Here is a 6,000-nt window from a genome sequence, read left to right as displayed (position 1 = left end):
GCACAGCGCTGTGCCCATCAGCTTGCGAGGCGGTGTCCTGCGCGAGCTTGCGCTTGATGCGGTCGATGGGCAGGCGTGGCAGCCACAGGCTGAGGATACGCCGACGGTTCACTGAATTGGCACTCATCACATTTCCATTCCATGATCCATCGCCCGACCGGGCCATGACGATTGCGCACGAGTTCGGCCTCGACGCGCGGCGCGCCCCAAGGGCTCGCGGCATTGCCAGGCGGCGAATGCGCCGCGCGCACGATCCAGCGCGTTTCCGCGGTCGAGGGAATTGGCGTTGCCGCGATCCGCAGCATCAGCGCGGTGACGCCGGAGGCTTGTGCGGCCAGGGTCAATTTGCGGCTGGCGACGAGATCGAGCTGGCGCGCCTGGCCCCAGATTTCGAGCACGACGGCGCCGAGCGCATCGCAGGCAAGCGCGTCGGCCGCGGTGCGCAGGCCGCTGTCGACATCGGCGGCACGCACCGTGACCAGGAGGCGCGGATCGAGGCCGAGCTCGGCGAGCCCGCGCATCGACAGCGCGCCGTTCTCGCGATCGGAAAAATCCTGCCGCACCCAGACCAGCGGCTTGCGCGCCGATATCAGTCCGGCGAGCCCCGCGATGAACCCGGTCGCAGCGCCGCCCTGATGGCCGGCCGCGAACACCTCGTGCAGCGCGGCCGGCGCAAGTCCGCCGCGCAACATCGCGTCCGCGCCGGCATGACCGAGCGCGATGCGGTCCGGCATCGCCGCATCCGATGGCGCCTCGATACGCGCGATGCTGCCGCGCAGAGACGCAAGCGTACCCGTGCGTGCGCCGTTCATGATGCGCCGCTCCTTCTCAACCAAAATTTGAGGCCGTCACTGACCAGAACAGAGAACCAGAGACTGGCTCATTTGTTCATGGTATGTTCTAATATAAAGCTAACAGGGCCCGCGGAGTCAATCGGATTAGTGAGCTCAGTGATTCATGAGTGGAATCAATGGGATTCAGACGCAGCCGAACCGGATGGGCCGTGATCTTCCGCAAGTCAGGCGCGCCGGCCCCGAAAATGGCGGCGTGACGGAAACGGAGCAATCGCATGCGTATCATTGTGCTCGACAACGACACCGATTTCGAAGGCTGGCGCAGGGCCGCGCGGCGATTGGCGTTGAACGACGTGAAGCCCGCGGAGGTCACCTGGACCATCCGCCGCGATGACGAATTGTCGTCCGCATCCTGCATGAATGAATTGCCTGACGTGCCGCAGGCGCAGTTCAACGTCCCGGCCAAATTCGTCGAGCTCGCAAAGGCCGCGATCCTGCATCGCAATGACGAGCGCTTCTCCCTGCTCTATCGCCTGCTGTGGCGGCTGCGCAGCCATCACGACCTGCTCAGCGCGACTGACGATCCTGATGTCGCCGAGGTCCACGCCATGGCGCGCGCGGTCTATTGCGACATCGACAGGATGCACGCGCATCTCCGCTTCCGCGAAATCGGCCGCGAGCGGACGGCGCATTACGTCGCCTGGTTCGAGCCGGAGCATCGCATCGTCGAGCTCGCCGCACCTTTCTTCGCCGGCCGCTTCGCCGACATGCCGTGGTCGATCCTCACTCCCGACGTGTCAGCACATTGGGACGGGCACGCGATCTCGATCACGCCGGGCGTCGCCAAATCCGAGGTGCCGTCCGAGGACCGGCTCGAGGAGGCCTGGCGGCGTCATGACAACGGCCTCTTCAATCCCGCGCGGCTGAAAGTGATGGAGATGCCGCAGGCCTATTGGAGGAACCTGCCCGAGGACTCGATCATTAAGCCGCTGATCGAAGACGCCATGCGCATGACCAGCGGCCCCTTCATCGCCCGCAAGGCGGCGGAGCCGCGGAAGCCGCAGGATCCGCCGATGGCCCGCAAGCAAACTCAGGATGCACAGGCGCGCGACACCATCGCTGCCCTGCGCGACGAGGCCGCCAATTGCCGCGCCTGCCCGCTATGGCAGGACGCAACCCAGACCGTGTTCGGCGAGGGACCGCAAAGCGCGACGCTGATGCTGGTCGGCGAGCAGCCCGGCGACAAGGAGGATCTCGCCGGCCATCCCTTCGTCGGACCGGCCGGGCAGATGCTCGATCGCGCGCTTGAGGACGCCGGCATCGATCGCGCCACGGTCTACATCACCAACGCGGTGAAGCACTTCAAATTCGTGCCGCGTGGCAAGGTCCGGCTGCACCAGAAGCCGAGCACACCGGAAATCCGCGCCTGCCGGCAGTGGTACGAACGCGAGCTCGCCGCCATCAAGCCGGAGCTCGTGGTGGCGCTCGGCGCCACCGCAGCGCAGAGCGTGCTTGGCAAGATCACTCCGATCAACAAGAACCGCGGCCGCCTGATCGATCACGACGGAACCAAGGTGCTTGTCACCGTGCACCCGTCCTATCTGTTGCGGCTGCCCGACGAGAAAGCCAAGACGCTGGAATATCAGCGCTTTATCGACGACCTGAAAATCGCCGCAGGACAGCTCCGCCGGTCCGATCACGCGGCTTGAGTTCCACAAAACCAGCGGAACCGAACTAACCACACGTCAACGTGAAATTGTTCTCAACGCTGACAAATACCTACAACCTTGAATTGATCCGTGGTACTGTGACGTGTTCCGCAGGTATCGGGCGTCATGTTCACGCCATGACGTACCCTGAGGCGGGCGCGCTGCGCGGTTTGCTAGCCCCGATCGTGCGGCGCGCCCGCTCATCCTGCCTTCTCATTCCTCCCCGCACCCGCATCTCTCTCACTGCACCTTCCTCACCTGCAACGCCCCTCACTCGCGGCGCCGCCGGATTTCCGGTTGACAGAAATCCTGTCCCAGCTCTGCCGTCGTGGTCTCGCGGCCGCTGTGACCTCAGCTGCATGCGGCAGGTGTGACCTCGCTGCACTCAGTGTGACCTCACGGCACAAAGTCTTGTCCTGCGAAATGAACGCGAGGCATCTCCGTCGTCATTGCTGACCTTTTGTTGCTGAAGATTGCCACGAGGCCGCGAAGGCGCATGGGCCTTCAATGCGTTGCGCAACAATTCGGCGCGATGTCCACCGTCATGGCCGGGCGCCTCATTTCGCGGGGCGGATTTCAATTGCTTGTCATATGCATCGATCAAAATCGGAGGCATTGGGACAGGAGTTTTACCATGAGCGATATGGCGTTACCCGGCTCGATCGAGCCCGCCTTGAAAAAGGGTCCGGACCTCGACAAGGGCTTCCACCCCATGACGGGGATCATTTATTTGGGCGTGGTCGCGGCCGCGCTGCTGTTCGTTGCCTACAGCATCTATGCCGACGTCGACGCCACCGGCACGCGCGTCACGTCGTTCCTGCCCTACATCATGCTGTTCGTTGCGCTGCTGATCGCGCTCGGCTTCGAATTCGTCAACGGCTTCCATGACACCGCCAACGCGGTCGCCACCGTGATCTACACCCGCTCGCTGCCGGCGCATGTCGCCGTGGTCTGGTCGGGCATGTTCAACCTGTTCGGCGTGCTGCTCTCGAGCGGCGCCGTCGCGTTCGGCATTGTGTCGCTGCTTCCGGTCGAACTGATCCTGCAGGTCGGCTCCAGCGCCGGCTTTGCGATGGTGTTCGCGCTGCTGATCGCCGCCATCATCTGGAATCTCGGCACCTGGTGGCTCGGCCTGCCGGCCTCGAGCTCGCACACCCTGATCGGCTCGATCATGGGCGTCGGCATCACCAACGCGCTGCTGCGCGGCCGTGACGGCACCTCGGGCGTGGATTGGTCGCAGGCGACCAACATCGCCAAGGCGCTGCTGCTGTCGCCGCTGTTCGGCTTCGCGCTCGCCGCTGGTCTGCTCTACGTCCTCAAGATCGTCCTGCAGCGCGCGACGCCCGCGCTGTTCGGCGAACCGGTCGGCGATCAGCCGCCGCCGTGGTGGATCCGCGGCATCCTGATCCTGACCTGCACGCTGGTCAGCTTCTTCCACGGTTCGAATGACGGCCAGAAGGGCATGGGCCTGATCATGCTGATCCTGATCGGCACCGTGCCGACTGCCTACGCGCTGAACCGCGCGCTGCCAGCAAGCCAGATCGAGCAGTTCGCCGCGCGCTCGACCGCGGCCAGCAAGGTCATCGAAGGCAAGGCCGCCGGTTACAACGTGCTGGGCAATCCGCGCCCGGCCGTGACCAACTATGTCGCGCAGCACCAGATCAACGAAGGCACTTTTCCTTCGCTCGCGGTGCTGGTGAACGACATCGGCAAGCAGGTTGCCCAGTATGGATCGCTGGCCAAGTTCCCGGCCGATGCGGTCGGCAACACCCGTAACGACATGTACCTGGCGTCCGAAGCGATCCGCTTCCTGATGAAGGACAAGGAAGCCGAGCTCTCCGCTGCCGACGTCGCCACGCTGACCGAGTACAAGGGCTCGCTCGATGCCGCGACGAAGTTCATCCCGAGCTGGGTGAAGTTCGCCGTCGCTATCGCGCTCGGCCTCGGCACCATGGTCGGCTGGAAGCGCATCGTCGTCACCGTCGGCGAGAAGATCGGCAAGACCCACCTGACCTACGCACAGGGCGCCTGCGCCGAGATCACGGCGGCAGCGACGATCGCGGCGGCCGACGGCTACGGCCTGCCGGTCTCGACCACGCACGTGCTGTCGTCAGGCATCGCGGGCACCATGGCGGCCAACGGCTCCGGCCTGCAATGGTCGACGATCCGCAACATCGCAATGGCCTGGGTGCTGACCCTGCCGGCCGCGATGATCCTCTCGGGCGTCCTGTACTACGTGTTCTACCACGTGTTCTGATGCCCCATGCTTTCGGCGCGGCAACGCGCCGGACGAAGGGCCCGCACCTCAGGTGCGGGCCTTCTGCTTTCTGCTGTCATTGCGAGGAGCGAAGCGACGAAGCAATCCACGCCTCCGCAAGTATTGAGATGGATTGCTTCCGCCTTCGCCAAGGCTTCGGCGGACAAGTCGCTTCGCTCGCAATGACGAACCGGCGAGCAGCGTGACAAGGACCGCTCAGGCAGCGTAAGCCTTGCCGACCTCCGCCAGCAGGCCGCGCGCCCATTTGTGCAGGCCTGACTTGGCCGTCCGGGCGCTCCAGTACATGTCGATCGAGATCGCCACACGGAACGGCAGCGACGCGACGTGCAGCCCGCCTCGCATCGCCCGCGCCAGATGATGCGGGATGGTCGCGACCAGCCTTGTGCCTGTGATGATCCGCTCCAGGCTGTCGTGGTTCGGCAGGCTGACCATCGGCGCGATCTCGATCTTCCGCGCCTTGAGCGCCGCGAGATAAAGCGGCTGCCACTCGCCGCTATGGGTGATGAAGACGTGCGCGGCCTTGGCATAGGCCGACAGCGCGATCCGGCCGCGCGCCAGCGGATTGGCCGGATCCATCACGCAGACATAGTGGTCGGTGAGGAGATGGCGGCGGAAGACACTTTCGCCGACGATCCCGACCGGGCCGAGCACGATGTCGCACTGGTTCTGCTTGAGATGGACGTCGCCATGGCCGGCGGCATCGAGCAGGACGAGACGAACCTGCGGTGCGCCCGAACGCAACCGCGCGCTGAATTGCGGGATCAGGGTCTGGCGCTCGTGATAATTGCAGGAGATCGTCACGCTGCCCTGCACTGTTGCCGGATCGAACTCGACCGGTGAGGCAAGCCCGTCGATCTCGCCGATCATGTCCCGCGCCCAGCCGACCAGCGCCGCGCAGCGCTCGGTCGCCGTCACGCCATTGCCGTTGCGGACGAACAGCTGATCATGCAGTGCGCCGCGCAGCCGTTCGACCGCATAGCTGATGGTCGATTGGTTGACGTCGAGGCGCTTGGCTGCTGCCGAGAACGAGCGCAGATCGTAGACCAGCACGAGCGTCCGCAAGGTCCCGATGTCGATCGGATCGATCGAGGAATTGGCCGCCACGTTGCACCTCCCGTATTGCCGGCGGCCCAGCCTACCACACGGTCATGGAATAATTCGATGGGCTATATCAATCTTATCGAATTGAGCGATTACCCGTCCGGCACTAGCCTTCGCA

At 64.5% G+C, this 6,000-nt stretch carries 4 protein-coding genes; 2 read left to right on the top strand and 2 right to left on the bottom strand.

Translation table 11 applies throughout. The annotated features are described in order from the left end of the window. Positions 1–17 precede the first annotated feature (17 nt). Positions 18–812, bottom strand: coding sequence for a DNA repair protein (locus QMZ05_RS30640; RefSeq protein WP_353704147.1), 795 nt, complete (start codon positions 810–812; stop codon positions 18–20). 257 nt (positions 813–1,069) lie between these two features. Here QMZ05_RS30640 and QMZ05_RS30635 point away from each other — a divergent pair, with 257 nt between their 5' ends. Together QMZ05_RS30635 and QMZ05_RS30630 are read left to right on the top strand one after the other, a co-directional pair. Next, positions 1,070–2,503 (top strand): UdgX family uracil-DNA binding protein, encoded by a 1,434-nt coding sequence (locus QMZ05_RS30635; RefSeq protein WP_353704146.1) that lies wholly within the window; start codon positions 1,070–1,072, stop codon positions 2,501–2,503. Between the two features lie 634 nt (positions 2,504–3,137). Then, on the top strand, positions 3,138–4,760 hold the full coding sequence (locus QMZ05_RS30630) for an inorganic phosphate transporter (RefSeq protein WP_353704145.1): 1,623 nt from the start codon (positions 3,138–3,140) through the stop codon (positions 4,758–4,760). Positions 4,761–4,976: 216 nt separating this feature from the next. Here the strand turns inward: QMZ05_RS30630 and QMZ05_RS30625 are convergent, their stop codons facing one another. Continuing rightward, positions 4,977–5,885 carry a LysR family transcriptional regulator gene (locus QMZ05_RS30625; protein WP_353704144.1) on the bottom strand — a complete coding sequence of 303 codons (909 nt, stop codon included), beginning with the start codon at positions 5,883–5,885 and terminating at the stop codon, positions 4,977–4,979. Positions 5,886–6,000: the final 115 nt, after the last annotated feature.

This window comes from Bradyrhizobium sp. INPA03-11B, assembly GCF_040446015.1.
GTDB classification, from domain to species: Bacteria; Pseudomonadota; Alphaproteobacteria; order Rhizobiales; family Xanthobacteraceae; genus Bradyrhizobium; species Bradyrhizobium macuxiense_A.
The sequence above is the reverse complement of the archived record's forward strand: the minus strand, read 5'-3'. Positions and strand labels throughout refer to the sequence as shown.